Raw genomic sequence first — 16,364 nt, 5'->3', positions numbered from 1 at the left:
CGTGCTGATTTTACGCAAGGAGGAGTAGGCCGATATCCGCACCGCTTTCGAGTGGTATGCACGCCAAAAGGAGAGCCTTGGGCGCGTTTTTATTGGGGAACTCGATCGGGTAATGATCTCCATTGAGGAGCAGCCCGAACTCTATACAAAGGTTTTCGGTTCTGTGCGCCGGGCCCTGTCGCGCCGTTTCCCCTATGCCATTTATTTTTTACGTGATGGTCCGCCCAAGAGATGGACGAAACGATCGATGACAGCCTTTCGTGACCACTTTTCCGCTCTGGCAGGGAACTATGCCCGTTATCGACCTGGTTACCCGGCAGCACTGTTCGAGTACCTGGCGGATCTGGCGCCTTCGCATCGAAAGGCGTGGGACTGTGCAACGGGTTCCGGGCAGGCCGCCCTCGGACTCGCGGCGCACTTTGAATCGGTGGTTGCGACAGACGCCAGTGCGGAACAGCTCGCTGCTGCGGAACCGATCTCAAAGGTGGTCTACCGGGTTGCCCCTGCAGAACGGAGCGGATTGGAAAAGGGATCGGTGGATTTGGTCACGGTGGCGCAGGCACTGCATTGGTTTGATGTCGATCGCTTTTACACTGAGGTGCGTCGGGTTCTGGCACCGGGCGGTGTCATTGCCGTTTGGTGTTATAACCTTCTGAGCGTGGATGAGGCTGTAGATGCGGTGATTGATCGGTTATACAGTCATGTGCTGGAGCCATACTGGCCACTGGAACGGCGTTTTGTCGAAAACGGCTATCGCGGGCTGCCGTTTCCGTTCCGTGAAATTGAGCCGCTTGGCTATTCAATGGAGGCGCACTGGGATTTGGCGCGTCTGTTGGGCTACCTCAACAGCTGGTCGGCCACCAATCGCTTCACCGAGGCGACCCGCCGTGATGCAGTCGAAGAGATCCGAAGAGTGCTGGAGGACGCCTGGGGTGACCCGTCCAAACTTCGCCGCGTCTGCTGGCCGCTGACTCTTCGAATCGGGCGGTTTGAGTAGACTTCGGCATGCGGCACTTCTATTAATCCAACCCTTCGGACTCGGGGCCGTTTTTTTTGGCAAGGCGCCAATTCACGTCCCGTCACGTGCATTTGGCGCCAAAGACATTGAGAAGAATGGGTCTGGATTCCACACACACATCAAGCACAGTTAGTGACAGGGAACTCCATCCGGGGAATGGCTTCATCAAGTAAATGTCACCGCGATATTCTCATAATGGCCAAGCCTTCGTTTCGCGGGAAACGGCTTCGTCTGACTTGCCAGACGGAACCGTTTCGGCATAGTGGCTGCACGTTGGATTACGAGATGAAGTAGGCGGTGCGGGCATTGAGAGCAGCGCCATACATGGCTGCGACGCCACAGACATCTACGGGAACGACCCATTCATCTTCTTCGAATCCCATCAAGCCCAGTGATGGTGCGCAGATTTGGAAATGAACGCCGGACTCCTTGGCGATTTCTATCTGTTCCTCCAGTGAAGCCATTTCCCCCTTCATCATGTAGTTGAAAAACCGCCGCCCGAGCCGCCCGTATGCCATCTTCGACGGGGCCAGATCGCGACTGCTGCCAGGAAGCATGGTGTTGATGAGCTTGTGCGAAAACTTTTTCCCCTTCAATTTGCGGCCCTTCTTGATCACGCTACACCCCCAAAAGGTGAAGAACATAGAAACTTCCATGCCCATGGCCGTAGCGCCATTAGCCATCATAAACGCGGCCATGGCCTTGTCGAAGCTATCCGATAGAAGAATGATTGAGACCCGATCTTCGGGTACCCGGGATTTCAGTGCCTTTAGCTCAGATTCGAGTGCTGAAACCCGTATCTCCATATCCGTTTTCTGTTCTGCGTGTGGTGTGGTGCTTGCCGTCATATCCTTTGTTCCTCTACTTGTGTTTAGTGCGCGGAATCAGCCACGGGACGTGTAGACCATTAGCGTTGTTCTGCCAGCCGAGATTCCCTATAGTCTTTTCCTCGTGCAGATCAGTTAAACCTTCACGTGGGCTGGTGACAAATAGAAATATTTTGTTAGTTGCCTTAACAAACGAGCGCAGAGAACCCCATTGATGGAACAGCTGGATGTCGTTGCGCTAATCCATGCCGCGCAGCAATTAGAGCGGAACACCGCTATATCACTTATGTATTCCGGGCTGAAGGTATCTCAGTTTCGTTTGCTGACATTTCTGGAAAGCGCCCCTGAGCCGACCGTCACGCAGATCAGCAAGTACCTGAAAATTACCCGTGCGTCGGCGAGTGTGATGGTAAACGAGCTCGTCCGCGCCAAAATCCTCTCTACGGAAGAGCACCCAGTGGACCGTCGCTCGTTTCTCATCCAGATAACCGCACTAGGGGAGAGTAAGCTTACGGTTGCGCACCGTGACCTCAAGGTATTACAAGAGAAACTGTCGGAGCACTATGCAACGGAGACGATCCAGGTATTGAATGATTTCGCCGCCGCGATCACGAACCGGAAACCTGGGGGTGCTGAATGAAAAAGCTACAAGGGATAGCCAACCTGACAGGGGATCAAAAAACATGATAGATCTTAATTTGACGACGGCTTACGTGGACACCCATCGTAAGAAGACGAAGGAAATCCCACAATTGCCATAACAGGCATTGCCGCCTCAGATCGATGCGACTTCGGCCAAAAGTCGAGAAGGCATGCGCAGAAGGGTGTTCTTGGATAATTCCGGCGCGGCAAGCCGAACTCCGCGAGCGCTGTTCGCAGGTCTGAGGCTCATCCACCCCCTCACTGGTGGCACCGCACCGGAACGGGTGAGAGCGGCGGCAACGGCCGCGCGATCCGCTCTCTAGCAGCCTGTCGGACTTAGGATGCTCCTACTCGACAACATGCTCCTGCGTTGTCTAATGTCTACATCCCTGTAGGCATGCGCCGATGGAAGAGCGGCCCAGATTTCCCCGATTTCTCGTTGCGTAGAGCAACAATTCGCCTCGAAATCGGGTAAATCTGGTCTCACTCTCCCACCTTTCTCGCTACGGGCACCTAAGTCCGACAGGCTGCTGGGAGTGGGATTTTCGTATCCGCGACATCTTGCAGAGCATCGCCAAGATACAGCGCTCACGGAAGGGCTGGATTTCGAAAGCTTCAACAATAATGAAATGGTTCTGGACGCGGTGATCCGTAACCTTGAGATCATCGGTGAAGCAGCCAACCACGTTCCGGGAAAAATCCAAGCGTCGGCGGCCGGCATTCCGTGGAAAGAAATGCGGACCCTGCGCGATTTGCTCGCCCACGAATACTTCGGTGCCGATCCGAAGACTATCTGGGAGATAGTGCAGAATGACTTGCCTTCCATTGTTGCGCCACTAGAGGAGCTACTTCGGAATAGCCGATCCTGAGTAACACCCTCTCCCGCGCACTACTCCGCACATCAACATCGATGTGCGTTCGATCCGACATCGAGGCCGCTGTTTGTGCTTGCCCCACCCATCGATTACGATAAACCCGATTCAGGCGGCCGAAGCACCCGGTGAAGTCGGTCCGAGTGAGGGCGTAATAGAAAACCCTCTGCGCCTAACACCCGGGCACCAGGGAAACAAACCCGCCGCACCTGATAGCTCATCGTGCCCCAGAAGGATTGCCCCGGGGACACACGGAAGAACTATCAGGAGAACACTATGGAAGAACACAAAAACGCCAGGGAGGAGCTCCTCCTGGCTGCGTCGCAAGTGCGCCTGCTCGCCGACTTGCTGTTGCCGTCCACCGACCTCCAGGATGTGGACCGGGCCGCCTGTGCCCATGTCCTCCAGGACCTGGCCAGCCGGCTGGAACAGGATTTGGATTGCCTCGAAGCCTGTGTCCGCGACATCAACTCGAAGTTCTTCGACAGGGAGGACCGGGCATGAGCGCAATCATGGAAACCGCCGGCCCGCCGGCCTGGTACAAAATGAAAAAACGGCCCAAACACCTACCCGCCTCCAAGCTCGACGAGCTGAATGCAATCGTCGCCGCCATCCGCGAGCGCCACGATATCGAGATGATCATCCTCTTCGGCTCCCACGCCCGCGGCGACTGGGTCGAAGACCGCTACGAAGAGGACCACATCACCTACGAATACCACTCCGACTTCGACATCCTCATCGTCACCGCGGACAAAAAGAGCGAACGCAACGTCGCCTACGACAACGACCTCAAAGACGCCCTGGAGCCGCGAGCAGACGGCACCCGCGTCAACTACATCGTCCACACCATCCACCACGTCAACCAGATGCTCTCCGAACGGCGCTACTTCTTCATGGACATCCTCAAAGAGGGGTACCTGCTCTATGACTCCGGCCGCTACAAGCTGGCACGGCCGCCAAAGGAGTTGCCGCCAAAAACGCGATTGCGACATGCGGAGGAGTATTTCGAGGAGTGGATGGATAGCGCCGATGGATTCTTTGAGGGTGTAGGGTTCTACCAGTCCCGTGGGCGCCTCAAGATCGCCGCATTCCAGCTGCACCAATCGGCCGAGCGCTACATCACCTGTCTCCTCCTCGTCCAGACCGGCTACCGCCCCAAGGAGCACGACCTCCAGAACCTGATCAACCAGGCCGCCGGCTTCGACCCCCGCTTCACCGATGTCTTCCCCAAAGACACCGACCAAAACAAACGTCTCTTCGACCTCCTCCGCCGCGCCTACGTCGACGCCCGCTACAGCAAGCGGTACGCCATCACCGACGAAGAACTGAGCGCCATCGCCAAACGGGTTGAGGATTTGAAGGAACTGACGGCGGAAGTCTGTGAAAACAAGATAGCAGGATTGCGACATGCAGCCGAAAGCGACCAAACCTGAACAGACGCCGATCGCGCCACTTACAACAAGCCCACTTGGCCTATGTAGCAGTGCTCAGACGGTTTTCGGTTTTTCACGGTGTTATACAGAATCGGTATAACATGACAAATTACGTATTCTGTATAAACCACGGTTAAGCGAAAGAAAGGGTTTCGATATGGCTGGACGGTTCGATCCTTCGAGTATCATGCAAAATTTACAAGCACTTTCGGACAGTGTGGGAGGCTATGAACCTCCTCAAATACGTGTTCCTGATAATCGCACAAGGGCGGAAGTGCGAGAAGATTTTGAGAAAAGGCTAGAGGAACTTGATCTTGCGGCTTTGGAAGAACTGAAAGATAAGGCTATTGATGCTGATGAGCCCGAAGATTTTTTTGTACTGAAAGACGACCTTGAAAACTCCTTAATCAAGTTTCTTCGTTTCTAGAGAGCATTTCAGGACTTAAACTCCGAAGAGTCGCGAAAGGGGTGGCGCTCAAAGAAAAGGAGTTGAAGCTTGAGGCTAGACATGATTGGGCAAACAAGTTCAGGTTGTTTTGTTTCAGAATCCTAGCATCTGCTTTACTGGTGGTGACACTCTTTGGTATCGGATATATCGAGCACCAGTATGATTAGGCAAGATTGCCAATGACGAAGTATTTTTCGCCCACTGTGACGCAATGAATGCTTAACAATCGCAGGCACAGCGACGTCTTTTTCGTTGCGGCTTCGCCTTCACTGCAAAGCCGCGCGTGTTGCGGGCGTTAGGCATCAAGGATAATACGTGGACGTACTAATATGCTAACTGATCCAACAAACTTTCAGATTCTATTTTACATAATCAGCCCCATAGCTACCTTTCTTGCGGTCGCTGTTGCGTATCTAGCAGTTTATCGGCAGTCAAAACCAAACGTAATCGCACATTATGAACCAAGTAATGATGTTGGCTCAGTGATAGACCTTGTCATATGTAACCATGACGGTGGCACAGCTAGAGATGTAACTTTCTCGAATCCTATCCCTATTAACTGCTGGGGGATTAACGGACCGAGCGACATAGATAGGTCAAGCTTCTTGAATATAAAAATTCCGATATTGGCGCCAGGGAAAGCACTGAGGTATCAAGCTGGGCAGTACGGGGGCTTGCTTTCGGAAATTGGTGACGAAGTTCCTGTTGAAATCACGTATAACTATATGACCCCCTTGCGCAGAAAAAAGAACGGCAAGGATGTATCAGTACTTGATGTTAAGTACATGGCGAAGATGCATGCGGGCAATAGCCCTGCGTATGACTTAGCCGAGCAATGAAGGGACGAAATAATACAATATTTTTGAAAACGAATAAGAGCCTGGATGCGATTGGCAAGCAACTAGGCAATATAGCATCAATTTTGGAACGCAAGAACAATGTTGAAAATAAAGATGCCTAACCAAGCGGTGCACCGGACAAGCCGGTGAGCGCGGCGTTATATTATTGAGGAAATATGAGACTACATATCACAGGTAATGCTGGTTCTGGCAAAACGACGCTGGCCAAAAAACTAGGCCAAGCTCTAGCTATACCGGTAGCGAGTTTAGATAGTGTAGTTTGGAAAGAGGGATGGATTGCTGCTTCAAAAGTAGAGAGAGCGGCTGGTGAGCAACAATGGGTCATCCAAGACAACTGGGTCATTGAGGGAGTGTCAAAAACAGTTCGAGATAACGCAGAGTTCATAGTCTTTCTTGATACACCAAGGCACATTTGTTTCCTCCGTTGCCTGAAGCGTAACTTGCCGTACTTGTTTAAATCTCGTCCAGAACTTCCATCAAACTGCCCGGAAATTCGAATCATCCTTAGTTTAACTAAACTGATTTGGTTGTTCCCCTCGCTTACAAGGCCATCTATTTTAAAATCGATGGAGCAACAAAAAGGTATTGTGCTCAGTAAGGCTACAAAGCTTGATGATCTTGTTGATAAGATAAAGGTTGAGTTGGGTGCAAGTGGTAAGTAAAAATATAACCATGCATTGCACCGGACAAGCCGGTGAACGCGACGTTGGGCGCAGTTCGGCAGGAGGTGGTGATTGAATTCGAATACTATCGCCTATGTTGGAATGTGGACCGGAATCATCGGGGCACTCACCGGGGTCGCCGGCTCCATCATGGGATTCGTGGCATATCGACATTCAAGGGAGGTCAGGGAAGCGGACCGCCGCTTGGAACTGGATAAATTGAGGAACGCCGCGCATGTCGCGGCAGTCAGCTTGGTTGATCTATTGCCGAGGGCGCTGCAATCGCGAAAGGCTGTACTGAATGCGCGAGGAATGTTGCATTCTGGGCTAATGCAGCGGTTCCAGGAACAGTACGAGCGAGACCTTAAGCGTGCTACCGAGCTTGCAGGTATGGTTCCGAACACGCAGGCCGCTTTCGGTTCCCTCTCGGTTAGTGCGCTAGAAAAGCAAATCATCGAACTCGACCGGACGAAGGGATGGATTGACGAACTCCTAAACACCTACCAGACCGCAGTGGCCGAAGACGAAAAGATGAGGGAAGAAATTTGCGCCAATGCGCACGCAAAGAAGTGAGCTTGCGCCCAACCTTGAGAGGGACCTCGGAAAGCGCTACGCGCTTTCCTCGGCCCCTCAGCTTTGCCGTTAGCCTTTGAATGAGCAAGCAAGGCAGAACAGAGGCTTATATAGGAATAATTCTGGTCATGACGGCATTTGGCGCTGCCGCACATGTGTGGGGTATCAGGCAAGCGGTCGAGTTGGCTATCACGATCGGCTTGATTTTCCTTTACATTGAATTCGCGATCTATCTCTTCGCGAAAAGAAGTTTGGTTTTAAAAGTCATAGCGGTTTTCTTGTTTCCCTTGGTGGTCTTGGCGCTGTTTATGCCCATTTCATTAAGACGCAGCGTGAAAGAAATAGGTGCTTCGAAGGGAAGAGATGGAAACTAGCGGAACGGCATCAACATGCTGGAACGTATTAGTTAATCGGGTAAGGGAGGGTCTCTAACCCTCCCTCCCCACGACACCCTGCATGCGGGGCCGCACAGGACGTTTTACTCAGGATAGTGCAGCTTGATCCATCCATCCCGCAGCGCGTAGAGTCCCTGAGATTTCAAATAGGCATTGCCTGCTGTATCCCCGGTGTCTTGGAGCTACGACATGGGCCTTTGCTGGTGATGCCGCACGCGACCGCGGACTGAATGGGTACGCCGAGTTTCAGCAGATTCCTGACTTTGGTGCGCGGTTTGCGCCACTGTCGCCAATAAGCCATGCAAACCCTGCGTCTGATCTAATCGCCAACAGGCTTTGCTAACCCTGCTTCAATCGGATTGAGTACATATCAGCACCGCTACACCCAACGGATCGCGATCACCCCCATCGCCTGCAAGCGCTTGATGAGCACGGGTGAGCTTTCGCTACAGGACTACCGGGATGGTGAATGGCAGAAGATGCTGCGCCTGGAGGCCACGAGTTTGTGCATCGCTTTCTCCTGCATATTCTGCCGAAGGGGCTGATGCGGGTGCGTCACTTCGGCTTCCTGGCCAACGGCTGCCGGCGCGAGCGGCTGCGCCAAATCCGGAGCGTACTTGCCGTCCAAGTGCCCCTTTCGACACCCAAAGCGGCGGACCCGGTGCCCGGGCGCGTCCCCCAGGAACGCTGCCCGGTGTGCCGCACGGGAATGCTCCTGGTGGTGGCCGAACTGCGACCGGTGCACGCCGCAATCACCAAAAAGGAGCGTGGCGAAGTTAGCGAACACCTGATCTGAGAGCCCGCTCCCTTCCAGACAGCCTCTCTCAGGGAGGCTGGAGCCTCGCTCGCCCTAGCAGGCAAGAGGGTCAGGTCTTTCATCGTGCATTGGTGATCGTTGATCGATCAATCCGCGCCCGTTCCTCTCCGTTTGGCCATAATCGAGTCTGACGTTAGGGCCTCGATGGCCGAATGGAGTCGATTCGGGTCGCATGATTTCGGAAGGAAGCCATCCATCCCCGATTCCAGGCATTTTTGCTCAACATCGGAATCATTAGGGTCAGAGCAACAATATCCAATCCCGCCGCCTGGCCCCAAAGGCTGTAAACCGGCACAATCCATACACGTGGTTAGATCCCCTCCTGCATCGCCGTTGCGGTGCAGGCTTAACTGGTGTATTTATGATCACCGGTATAGCAGATGACCAAGGAGAGGCGACTCCCAATGGCGCGGCTGATGGCAGATCTCCTGAACGAGCACAACCTGTTTTCTCCTGGCCCGGCACTGGCGAGGGAGGCGCTGGCTTCGGGCCGGATAATGGCGCGTGCGCTGTCGGCGGCAGAGGAAGAGGCCGACGCACGGCTTGCGATTGCGCGAGGCTTCTGTGCGCAAGTTGTAGCCGCGTACTGGCAGGAAATTGGCGGGACGGAGAAGTTCCGGTCGATACATGGGGTCGTGGAACTGGCGCCACTGGCCGACTCGGCATCGGTCCTGGCAGAGAATCTCGGCAAGGCTGCCGGCGAACTTGATGCTGAGTGTGCGGTTCACCAGATAGGCCTCCTGTACAATGTCATGCTGCCGCCAGCGTGGCGATCGGCCCATGGCGTCTACTACACCCCGCCCGAGCTTACGGAGCGCCTGCTGCATCAGGCGGGCTCAGCAGGTGTGGATTGGCGAACCTGCCGCGTGCTCGATCCCGCCTGCGGAGGCGGAGCCTTCCTTGCGCCGGTGGCGCAGCGCATGGTCAACGCCCTGGGTGACTGTGCGCCGGCAATCCTGTTGCAGAACATCGGCGCGCGGCTACACGGCTATGAAATTGATCCGTTCGCGGCCTGGTTGTCGCAAGTGGCCGTGGATGCGGTCCTGCTGCCCTATACGCGCCGTGCCGGTCGGCGGCTACAGAGTCTGGTCACCGTGTGCGATACCCTTGCCCGGGAGCTCCCCGATAAGCGTTTCGACCTGGTGGTCGGCAATCCCCCGTACGGTCGGATAAGCCTGAGTGAAGAGCGGCGTCGGCGGTTTCGCCGCACACTGTACGGCCATGCCAATCTCTACGGCCTTTTTACCGACATTGCCTTGGGCCAGGTCAAGGATGGTGGAGTAATCGCCTACGTGAGCCCCACCTCTTTTCTTGCCGGCGGCTACTTCAAGAACCTGCGCCGGACGCTCGCGGCCGAAGCTCCGCCCGTCAGCTTTGACTTTATCGACGCCCGCAAGGGAGTGTTCGAGGACGTCCTGCAGGAGACCCTGCTTGCCTGTTACCGGATGGATGGAGAGCGGCGCAGTGCCGCCGCATACAAGCTTACCGCGGGGGAGAACCGGCGCCTCCACGTGCACCGTGCCGGGGACTTTTCCTTGCCCGCAGATGCCTCCGGCCCGTGGCTGGTGCCACGCACCGCAGCACAGGGGGACCTCATTCGGCAGGCCTTCGCAATGCAGCATCGGCTGGCGGACTGGGGTTACAAGGTCAGTACCGGACCCTTGGTCTGGAACCGTCACAAGAAGCAGCTTCGTAATGCTCCGGGAGACGGGCGGTTTCCGCTCATCTGGGCCGAGGCGGTTACTGGCGAGGGACGGTTCGTCTTCAGGGCGGAGAAGCGGAACCACCTGCCCTATTTCGCGGTGACGGCGCGTGACGGCTGGCTGGTCATCGACGCCCCTTGCGTATTGCTCCAGCGGACCACGGCAAAGGAGCAGCGTCGTCGGCTGGTTGCCGCCGAACTGCCTGCCGGCTTCCTGCGGGAACACGGCGGTGCCGTGGTGGAGAATCACCTCAACATGATTCGGACCACGATGAAGCGCCCGAAGGTCAGCCCGAAGGTTTTGACCGCTTTTCTGAACAGCGGTACCGTTGATGCCGTATTCCGCTGCCTGAGCGGCAGCGTGGCCGTTTCCGCCTACGAACTGGAGGCACTGCCGCTTCCGGCCCCCGATGCGATGAAGCCGCTCGCTGCACTCGTCCGGGCAGGGGCACCACAGCAACGGATAGAAAAAGAATGCGCCCGGCTCTATGGATTCACCCCCGATGAAGGAAGTTAGAGAGCTCCCCGGCTATGTCACGAGGGAGGAAATTGCCGAGCGCCTGCCTTTGATCTTTCCGGACGGCACGCCCAACCGGAACTACTGTATCCGTGAACTGGCGGCCAGCACCATTTTCACGATGCTCTACATCGGCGCCGTTGAGGGTAGCGGTCGCTTTCTCGCTCCGAAGCACGTCTACCGCATGACTGACGAGCAGGCGAAAAAGGGTGATCCGGGATCGCGGCTTGCCTATGCCAAAGAGGCTCTGAAACCCGGGTTTCACACTCCGGGACATCGCTGGTATGCGGACAATACCCGTGAGCCGATCCGCGATGAGACCTTGCGTGAGGGACTGGTGGCGACGGGGGCCGTTCATCTGCGAACCGATCTTCCAACCACGTCGAGTAAGCCGAGGTATGCGCTGACACCGAGTTTTGCCGCACTTTTCGAGCCGGGCCTGAAGAGTGATGAGCTCGAGTTGGCGATCGAAACTTGGCGAAAGGCCAATCTTTCCAGGGGTGCGCTGGCCCGCATCGCCATTCAGCAGAGCGGCGCTGCCGCTTCCAAGGACGGCGTCGTGGTTACTTTCCCCAATGGCGAGACCCGTCGACTCGCGCCCGGCCCGAGCTCGGTGATCTCGCAAGCAGTCATCGAAGAGTTTTCACGTCGTTTTCTGATTGAACCCGTCGTCCTGTGGCTGAGCGAAAGCGGAAACAAGGTTGTTAGTCGCGACGATGCTCTCGCCGCAAAAATTGGTCTCACCATTGAGCCGGATAAGAATCTACCGGATATGATTCTGGCAGACCTCGGAGAAGATGAGCCATTGATCATTTTTGTCGAGGTGGTCGCCACTGACGGTCCAATTTCAGATCGGCGCCAGAAAGCCCTTCTCAAACTTACCGATGCGGCCGGTTTCCCGCGGGACCAGGTCGCTTTCGTGACTGCTTATGCGGATCGAAGTACACCGGCCTTTAAGAAGACCGTAGACAATCTGGCGTGGCATTCGTTCGTCTGGTTCGCTTCTGAACCGAACCACCTATTGATCTTCCGGGGTGAGCAGAATGCGACTGGCGGACTAAAGGGCCTGTAGTACAACCACGGCATCTTGTCGCAATAAATTTTTGCCCCCAAAAGCGCAGAAGGCACAGAATAATTAGGTCGTAGTCGATTAATCTTCCAACTGCTCCAAACTTATCGTTAGGCCTTCCAGTATCCCCTGTTCCCTGCCACGCCGTTCGCGCTTCTTTTGATCGCCTCTTGCTCGTTGTCCGTGCTGATGCCGCCGAGGGCATAGAGGGGTATCTTGAGCTGAGCGGCGATTATCTAATCCGTCCCACCCCAGAGGTTCGATATCAGGATATCAGGGTGTGCCTTGGTGTATTTGATGGGCGAGAGCACCGCAAAGCTGGCGCCGAGGGCTTCGCCTTTCCGGAGCGCTTTCAGGGTGTGGCCGGAGATAACGAGCAGGTAGGGTTCGGGCGAGCAGGTCAGGTCTTTCATCGTGCACTGGTGATCATTGATCGATCAATCCGCGCCCGTTCCTCTTCGCTTGACCGCAATGGAGTCTGACGTCAGGGCCTCGATGGCGGAACGGAGTCGTTCCGGGTCGCATGATTTCGGAAGGAACCCGTCCATCCCCGATTCCACGCATTTTTGCTCAAGGCTTTCGTCGTTCGAGTGGCCCAGGATTGGGAAGTCACCGGCCTCTTGCCGGATGATCCTTGTGGCCTCCAAACCGTCCAGCTTCGGCATGTGCACATCCATGATGCAAAGATCGTATTCGTGCCCCCTTAGTCGGGCATATGCGACGGCTTCAGCACCGTTCGTAGCGAGATCGTACTGATATCCCCACCGTTGCAGTAATAAGCCATACAGGGCTTGAAGAATATCTTCATCTTCGGCGACCAGTAGCCTCATATCCGTATCCATGTAGGTGGTAAACCGTCTCAGTGCAGTAGCGGTGCCTGCCGGTTTCGCGGTCGCGAGCCAGAAGAGATTGCGGGCCGCCACTGAAACGGAGGTTCTCCTACTACACTCATCGAAAGAGCGTCCCTATTTTGGGGACAGCCTAATAATGCCCCGATTATGGGGACATGCGCAAGACCATACATAGCGCCCAGGGCCGACTGCTAAGCGAAACACTCAGGCAGATCCGGGAACGGGCCGGACTGACTCAAAGGGAGCTATGCCGCCGACTGGGCAAGGAGCACTCCTTTGTGTCCAAGTATGAGTTGGGAGAAAGGCGCATCGACATCGTCGAGTTCTATTGGATATGTAAAGCTTGCGGTGTAAGCCCTGAAGTAGAGGCCACACAGCTCATGAAGGCATTTGCAGCGCTGGACAGGGAATAGAGACAGACGATAGATGGGGTTTGCGCCAAGCAAGCCTGTAGACGGAGGGAACCGACGGAATGACTTCATAGGCGGAAACCTTCTTTAGCAACCCAGCGGGTGCGAATCCCGCATGTCGCGGAAGTTAGGTCTCGATACTCCAGCGTTTTCCGTAGCACCGCTTGATCTCTGCGGCCGAGGCTTTCGGGGCACTGGCGCCAAACACCAGCAGTCCTTTATCGCGTGGTCCTGAAGGCAGACGATGGTAGGCACTTCAAAGCCCTTGCCGGTGAGCTTGCTCTCGCGCGGGGTTCGCGCACGGCCACCTTGGCCGATCCATTGCGCCTGCGCTTCTCGTCTTTGCTGTCGGTGACCGCGTACCATGCCGCTGATAAGGTTCAAAGCGTTCCTCTCCGTCTGATCGATACTCCGATCCCTTAATTTTGCACTTCGTCACATAATTTTTGTTAGTTATCGCGATAGACTACCCAACTAAAAAGCATAACGAGCCAAAATTGGCTAACTCATTGAATAATAAGCACAAATTGTTGATCTCGGGTTTTGGGGAAGAGCAATCAATTTGTAGAAATAGGTAACTACTCGTCCAGGTCCACTCTCGAGACCCTGCACGATACAGAGCATCCGTCATCCCCGCGAAGGCGGGGATCCATTATGCCGCCCCTGGATTCCCGCCTTCGCGGGAATGGCGGAGGGGGGCGAGTAGTCACAGAAATAGAAAGAATCGAAAAAAGAACTCTAGGAGCAACAGATGAGTAGTCTTTACTTTTGGCCTGAAATGCCGGTTCTCTCGATCACAGTACTGATCATTGCGAGCATGATATTCCTCTATTTGGCTCGCACTCCGCTGCATGCGGCTCTCGACAGCCTCAATGAGGGCATTGCCGGTGGACTGACCAAAACCTCGGACTGGATAAAATCGGTTGTTGCGAAGATGCGGGAGAAGAACAAGAAAGTTTTACTCGAATCGAGCATCGCTGACTGTGAGCAAAAGATTGCCCAGGAATTCAGACGCATGGAGGCCAGTTACACCAAACATCTCGCCGATTATCCTGCGCTACATCTCAAACTCGATGAAAGTGTTGCCAACATCGATGCCGATTTCAAGGAGTGTGGTCAGGTTGTCCCTGAAGCTCCCGGCTGGACCGATGCCGTCGAATCCATTGCGCGGATTAAAGGGGCGGGCTCTGGAGACAGGGTCATAGAGAAAATGCTTAAGGAGCTGCATAAATCCGCTATCGACGGTGAAAAGACAGCTCTGGCCGAAATGCGCAAAACCGCCGCCAAAAGACACAAAATACTCAGTTCCTTATCTCCGACATGGAATAAGGTTCTGAAAGTAATGAACGTCGTAAACTCCAAGATCTCGCTGGTTCTCGAAACAACCGGCAAGATCGAAAAATATATGCAGGAGTATGACAGCGTTAGAAATGGAGGGGCTGACTCCATCGATATGCTCTCCTCCAAGGCGATGAAGTTATTTATTTTCTCAATGCTGGTGATTGTCGTCGCTGGATTCGGCGCTTTCATTAACTTCCAACTCATAGCATTACCCATGTCGGAGCTCGTTCCAGCGGGTACGCGCGTTCTTGGACTACAAGTTTCCGACGTTTCTGCCTTGGTAATCGTTACACTGGAAGTCGTGCTTGGGATTTTCTTGATGGAGGCGCTGGGCATAACGGGTATTTTTCCTCAGATAGCCGGGATGACCCTCGGCAAACGACGTATTCTTTTATACGCATCGCTGTTAGGTTTATTCTTCCTCGCATCGGTTGAGGCAGCACTTGCTGTGTTACGCGAGCATATAGCCGAAACGAACGCGGCAACAACACAGGCATTAGCCAACAAAGAGATTACGACCACCAACACCGACAATTCTCAAATCACCGTTATCGGGCAGGCCACTTTGGGATTCGTATTGCCGTGGATCCTTGCGATGGTCGCGGTTCCCCTTGAGATGCTGATCGAAACCAGCCAACACGTTTTTAGTAAACTGCTGATTTTGCTTACGACTCTGCTGGGATATTTAATTGGCATGTTGGGCCACTTGATCAACACCATCATGAAAGCCGTTACTCATCTATATGATGCCTACATCATTATCCCGACACAGATCGGCAATCTTATCAAACGCAAGTCATGAATTTGAATTCTATGCAGGGTGTCAACACAGTGTCTTTCAGGATAATACTTCTTACTCTTTTTGCCGCGGCTTCAGCACTATTGCTTTCTTCATGTTCAGATAACAAGCAATATGAGACAGCAATATGCGCGCTCGCCGACACTTCCGGCACTTATGTGAAGGAAAAGAAAAAGATAGTCAAGATCATCCAGGCGGGAATATTGCCGAAATTATTACCCGGCGACAGCCTTTTTCTTATTGCCATTGACAGCAGCAGTTACGATGAAAAGAACATAAAGGGGCAGCTGAAGCTTAATTACCGGCCTTCGCAAGCCAACCAGCAGAGGATTGAGTTTGCGCAGGTTCTTGACAAGTTTGAGAAGGAACAGACCAGTGCCAGATACACAGACATCAGTGGCGCGATGATGCTATGCAAAGGTCGTCTCGAGACCACAATGGCGGGCACTCAGATTATTTTTATCTTCAGCGACATGAAAGAGGAACTCAAGCCAGGTATCAAGCGCAGTTTCGACAAGAATGAATTTGAAAACATTAATATCGCTGCGATGAATGTAATAAAATTGAGCGAAGACAATACCGACCCACAAGTCTTCCGCTCACGCATTAAAAAATGGGAAAAACGCATTTCAGATCACGGTGCCGCAAGCTGGAATGCAAATTTGGAGCCTGTCGATATCACAAAATATATCGATGACCTCAGATAGCGAAAAATTGGCTTCGCCAAATAATCAGAACCGCAGATTACTATCGCGACCAAAACAGAGTACGGCGATAATTCCCCGGTGCAGTATCGGGGGACTATTCCTCCTTTGACACCCAACCTCGGCCACTCCATATCCCGCCCGATACAGGGTCAGAGTTCGATAAAGGGTGAGAGTTGATTGAATTCCTGGTCCCGGCCCTAAAGGGCACTTCTATTAATCCAGTCCTTCGGGCTCGTCACGCGCAAGTCGGTAGCCAGGCGTAGGGCCCGTTCTTCGCCGAGTGCCGCAATCAGCCTCTCACAGGCTTCGCGGATTTTGCCGGTGATCGCACCATGGCCCCAGCCATCCAGTGCCCGATAGATTTCGGGATGTTCAAACCCGGGCATCGGCTCGAAATCGTTGCCTGTCCATTCCACGTTCC

The 16,364-nt window shown here is 54.2% G+C and carries 20 protein-coding genes and 1 pseudogene; 16 read left to right on the top strand and 5 right to left on the bottom strand.

Going from position 1 to position 16,364, the window contains the following annotated elements; genetic code table 11:
• Positions 1 to 112: 112 nt before the first annotated feature.
• A complete protein-coding gene (locus tag Q7L05_RS05360) occupies positions 113 to 997 on the top strand; it encodes a class I SAM-dependent methyltransferase (RefSeq protein WP_303903062.1) in 885 nt (294 codons plus the stop codon).
• 299 nt (positions 998 to 1,296) lie between these two features.
• On the opposite strand, the gene Q7L05_RS05355 is transcribed toward Q7L05_RS05360, so the two are convergent.
• Positions 1,297 to 1,866 carry a DsrE/DsrF/DrsH-like family protein gene (locus tag Q7L05_RS05355; RefSeq protein ID WP_303903060.1) on the bottom strand — a complete coding sequence of 190 codons (570 nt, stop codon included), beginning with the start codon at positions 1,864 to 1,866 and terminating at the stop codon, positions 1,297 to 1,299.
• A gap of 193 nt (positions 1,867 to 2,059) precedes the next feature.
• Between Q7L05_RS05355 and Q7L05_RS05350 the strand changes: the two genes are divergently transcribed.
• From Q7L05_RS05350 to Q7L05_RS05310, 9 genes are all read left to right on the top strand, one after another.
• Positions 2,060 to 2,485: a MarR family winged helix-turn-helix transcriptional regulator gene (locus tag Q7L05_RS05350; RefSeq protein WP_303903059.1), complete on the top strand. Its 426-nt coding sequence runs from the start codon at positions 2,060 to 2,062 to the stop codon at positions 2,483 to 2,485.
• A 538-nt stretch (positions 2,486 to 3,023) separates the two neighbouring features.
• Positions 3,024 to 3,356: a HepT-like ribonuclease domain-containing protein gene (locus Q7L05_RS05345; protein WP_303903056.1), complete on the top strand. Its 333-nt coding sequence runs from the start codon at positions 3,024 to 3,026 to the stop codon at positions 3,354 to 3,356.
• 279 nt (positions 3,357 to 3,635) lie between these two features.
• Positions 3,636 to 3,863 carry a hypothetical protein gene (locus Q7L05_RS05340; protein ID WP_303903053.1) on the top strand — a complete coding sequence of 76 codons (228 nt, stop codon included), beginning with the start codon at positions 3,636 to 3,638 and terminating at the stop codon, positions 3,861 to 3,863.
• Entirely contained in the window at positions 3,860 to 4,792 is a 933-nt protein-coding gene (locus tag Q7L05_RS05335; protein ID WP_303903050.1) for a HEPN domain-containing protein, read from the top strand. Before Q7L05_RS05340 ends, Q7L05_RS05335 begins: the two co-directional genes overlap by 4 nt.
• A 157-nt stretch (positions 4,793 to 4,949) precedes the next feature.
• Positions 4,950 to 5,219: a hypothetical protein gene (locus Q7L05_RS05330; protein ID WP_303903047.1), complete on the top strand. Its 270-nt coding sequence runs from the start codon at positions 4,950 to 4,952 to the stop codon at positions 5,217 to 5,219.
• 626 nt (positions 5,220 to 5,845) lie between these two features.
• Positions 5,846 to 6,079 carry a hypothetical protein gene (locus Q7L05_RS05325; RefSeq protein ID WP_303903044.1) on the top strand — a complete coding sequence of 78 codons (234 nt, stop codon included), beginning with the start codon at positions 5,846 to 5,848 and terminating at the stop codon, positions 6,077 to 6,079.
• A gap of 176 nt (positions 6,080 to 6,255) precedes the next feature.
• On the top strand, positions 6,256 to 6,762 hold the full coding sequence (locus tag Q7L05_RS05320; protein WP_303903041.1) for a hypothetical protein: 507 nt from the start codon (positions 6,256 to 6,258) through the stop codon (positions 6,760 to 6,762).
• Between the two features lie 72 nt (positions 6,763 to 6,834).
• Positions 6,835 to 7,335, top strand: a complete 501-nt coding sequence (locus Q7L05_RS05315; protein ID WP_303903038.1) for a hypothetical protein — start codon at positions 6,835 to 6,837, stop codon at positions 7,333 to 7,335.
• 80 nt (positions 7,336 to 7,415) lie between these two features.
• Positions 7,416 to 7,709: a hypothetical protein gene (locus Q7L05_RS05310; protein ID WP_303903035.1), complete on the top strand. Its 294-nt coding sequence runs from the start codon at positions 7,416 to 7,418 to the stop codon at positions 7,707 to 7,709.
• A 104-nt stretch (positions 7,710 to 7,813) separates the two neighbouring features.
• On the opposite strand, the pseudogene Q7L05_RS17400 reads toward Q7L05_RS05310, so the two are convergent.
• Positions 7,814 to 8,049: pseudogene (locus Q7L05_RS17400) on the bottom strand (group II intron reverse transcriptase/maturase); the annotation flags it as partial.
• Positions 8,050 to 8,199: 150 nt separating this feature from the next.
• Here Q7L05_RS17400 and Q7L05_RS05305 point away from each other — a divergent pair.
• The 3 genes from Q7L05_RS05305 (at position 8,200) to Q7L05_RS05295 (ending at position 11,838) form a co-directional block, all read left to right on the top strand.
• On the top strand, positions 8,200 to 8,526 hold the full coding sequence (locus Q7L05_RS05305) for a transposase (protein ID WP_303903033.1): 327 nt from the start codon (positions 8,200 to 8,202) through the stop codon (positions 8,524 to 8,526).
• Between the two features lie 437 nt (positions 8,527 to 8,963).
• A complete protein-coding gene (locus Q7L05_RS05300) occupies positions 8,964 to 10,766 on the top strand; it encodes an HsdM family class I SAM-dependent methyltransferase (protein ID WP_303903030.1) in 1,803 nt (600 codons plus the stop codon).
• Positions 10,753 to 11,838: a BsuBI/PstI family type II restriction endonuclease gene (locus tag Q7L05_RS05295; protein ID WP_303903027.1), complete on the top strand. Its 1,086-nt coding sequence runs from the start codon at positions 10,753 to 10,755 to the stop codon at positions 11,836 to 11,838. Before Q7L05_RS05300 ends, Q7L05_RS05295 begins: the two co-directional genes overlap by 14 nt.
• Before the next feature lie 233 nt (positions 11,839 to 12,071).
• Here Q7L05_RS05295 and Q7L05_RS05290 read toward each other — a convergent pair whose 3' ends face one another.
• Positions 12,072 to 12,248 carry a hypothetical protein gene (locus Q7L05_RS05290; protein WP_303903024.1) on the bottom strand — a complete coding sequence of 59 codons (177 nt, stop codon included), beginning with the start codon at positions 12,246 to 12,248 and terminating at the stop codon, positions 12,072 to 12,074.
• 24 nt (positions 12,249 to 12,272) lie between these two features.
• A complete protein-coding gene (locus Q7L05_RS05285; protein WP_303903021.1) occupies positions 12,273 to 12,677 on the bottom strand; it encodes a response regulator in 405 nt (134 codons plus the stop codon).
• Between the two features lie 164 nt (positions 12,678 to 12,841).
• Between Q7L05_RS05285 and Q7L05_RS05280 the strand changes: the two genes are divergently transcribed.
• From Q7L05_RS05280 to Q7L05_RS05270, 3 genes are all read left to right on the top strand, one after another.
• Positions 12,842 to 13,099, top strand: coding sequence for a helix-turn-helix domain-containing protein (locus Q7L05_RS05280; RefSeq protein WP_303903018.1), 258 nt, complete (start codon positions 12,842 to 12,844; stop codon positions 13,097 to 13,099).
• A 748-nt stretch (positions 13,100 to 13,847) separates the two neighbouring features.
• Positions 13,848 to 15,239, top strand: a complete 1,392-nt coding sequence (locus Q7L05_RS05275) for a hypothetical protein (RefSeq protein WP_303903016.1) — start codon at positions 13,848 to 13,850, stop codon at positions 15,237 to 15,239.
• 29 nt (positions 15,240 to 15,268) lie between these two features.
• Positions 15,269 to 15,943: a hypothetical protein gene (locus tag Q7L05_RS05270; RefSeq protein ID WP_303903013.1), complete on the top strand. Its 675-nt coding sequence runs from the start codon at positions 15,269 to 15,271 to the stop codon at positions 15,941 to 15,943.
• A gap of 197 nt (positions 15,944 to 16,140) precedes the next feature.
• Here the strand turns inward: Q7L05_RS05270 and Q7L05_RS05265 are convergent, their stop codons facing one another.
• Positions 16,141 to 16,329, bottom strand: coding sequence for a hypothetical protein (locus tag Q7L05_RS05265; protein ID WP_303903010.1), 189 nt, complete (start codon positions 16,327 to 16,329; stop codon positions 16,141 to 16,143).
• Positions 16,330 to 16,364: the final 35 nt, after the last annotated feature.

It is taken from the genome of Thiohalomonas denitrificans (genome assembly GCF_016841685.1).
GTDB classification, from domain to species: Bacteria; Pseudomonadota; Gammaproteobacteria; order Thiohalomonadales; family Thiohalomonadaceae; genus Thiohalomonas; species Thiohalomonas denitrificans_A.
Note: the sequence above shows the minus strand (reverse complement) of the source record. Positions and strands in the feature narration are given on the sequence as shown.

What these genes read in the sequence shown, in the direction of transcription:
- Q7L05_RS05360 (WP_303903062.1), top strand. Translation starts at nt 113, where the DNA reads ATGATCTCCATTGAGGAGCAGCCCGAACTCTATACAAAGGTTTTCGGT.
- Q7L05_RS05355 (WP_303903060.1), bottom strand. Translation starts at nt 1,866, where the DNA reads ATGACGGCAAGCACCACACCACACGCAGAACAGAAAACGGATATGGAG.
- Q7L05_RS05350 (WP_303903059.1), top strand. Translation starts at nt 2,060, where the DNA reads ATGGAACAGCTGGATGTCGTTGCGCTAATCCATGCCGCGCAGCAATTA.
- Q7L05_RS05340 (WP_303903053.1), top strand. Translation starts at nt 3,636, where the DNA reads ATGGAAGAACACAAAAACGCCAGGGAGGAGCTCCTCCTGGCTGCGTCG.
- Q7L05_RS05335 (WP_303903050.1), top strand. Translation starts at nt 3,860, where the DNA reads ATGAGCGCAATCATGGAAACCGCCGGCCCGCCGGCCTGGTACAAAATG.
- Q7L05_RS05330 (WP_303903047.1), top strand. Translation starts at nt 4,950, where the DNA reads ATGGCTGGACGGTTCGATCCTTCGAGTATCATGCAAAATTTACAAGCA.
- Q7L05_RS05320 (WP_303903041.1), top strand. Translation starts at nt 6,256, where the DNA reads ATGAGACTACATATCACAGGTAATGCTGGTTCTGGCAAAACGACGCTG.
- Q7L05_RS05310 (WP_303903035.1), top strand. Translation starts at nt 7,416, where the DNA reads ATGAGCAAGCAAGGCAGAACAGAGGCTTATATAGGAATAATTCTGGTC.
- Q7L05_RS05305 (WP_303903033.1), top strand. Translation starts at nt 8,200, where the DNA reads ATGGCAGAAGATGCTGCGCCTGGAGGCCACGAGTTTGTGCATCGCTTT.
- Q7L05_RS05300 (WP_303903030.1), top strand. Translation starts at nt 8,964, where the DNA reads ATGGCAGATCTCCTGAACGAGCACAACCTGTTTTCTCCTGGCCCGGCA.
- Q7L05_RS05295 (WP_303903027.1), top strand. Translation starts at nt 10,753, where the DNA reads ATGAAGGAAGTTAGAGAGCTCCCCGGCTATGTCACGAGGGAGGAAATT.
- Q7L05_RS05290 (WP_303903024.1), bottom strand. Translation starts at nt 12,248, where the DNA reads ATGAAAGACCTGACCTGCTCGCCCGAACCCTACCTGCTCGTTATCTCC.
- Q7L05_RS05285 (WP_303903021.1), bottom strand. Translation starts at nt 12,677, where the DNA reads ATGGATACGGATATGAGGCTACTGGTCGCCGAAGATGAAGATATTCTT.
- Q7L05_RS05280 (WP_303903018.1), top strand. Translation starts at nt 12,842, where the DNA reads ATGCGCAAGACCATACATAGCGCCCAGGGCCGACTGCTAAGCGAAACA.
- Q7L05_RS05275 (WP_303903016.1), top strand. Translation starts at nt 13,848, where the DNA reads ATGAGTAGTCTTTACTTTTGGCCTGAAATGCCGGTTCTCTCGATCACA.
- Q7L05_RS05265 (WP_303903010.1), bottom strand. Translation starts at nt 16,329, where the DNA reads ATGCCCGGGTTTGAACATCCCGAAATCTATCGGGCACTGGATGGCTGG.